The following is a 242-nucleotide window of genomic DNA, read 5'->3' on the forward strand; positions in this document are numbered from 1 at the left end:
TCGACCTGCCCGAACCCCGCCGCATCGTCGAAGCCACCCCCGCAACACCCTGACCAGCACGAACACCACCGCCTAGTTGTGATGTCCAGGGAGGTTGGTCAGCCTGGTGACTGGTGGCTGGCCGCCGATGGCGGAGTGAGCGCGGTGGTGATTGTAGAAGTGCAGCCAGCCGGGTAGGGCGTCGTTGCGTTGGCGGGTCGACTCATAGAGTCGGGCGTAGGCCCAGCCGTCGGCCAGGGTCC

Annotated in this window: 1 protein-coding gene; it reads right to left on the reverse strand. The window is 66.9% G+C overall.

Annotation, left to right across the window (positions count from 1 at the left end; genetic code table 11):
* Window positions 1–72 precede the first annotated feature (72 nt).
* Window positions 73–242: integrase core domain-containing protein (locus FVA95_RS30300; RefSeq protein ID WP_149665004.1), on the reverse strand; the 170-nt coding region annotated here is incomplete at its 5' end.

Origin of the sequence: Pseudonocardia sp. EV170527-09, from assembly GCF_008369905.1 — a bacterium.
Lineage (GTDB): Bacteria > Actinomycetota > Actinomycetes > Mycobacteriales > Pseudonocardiaceae > Pseudonocardia.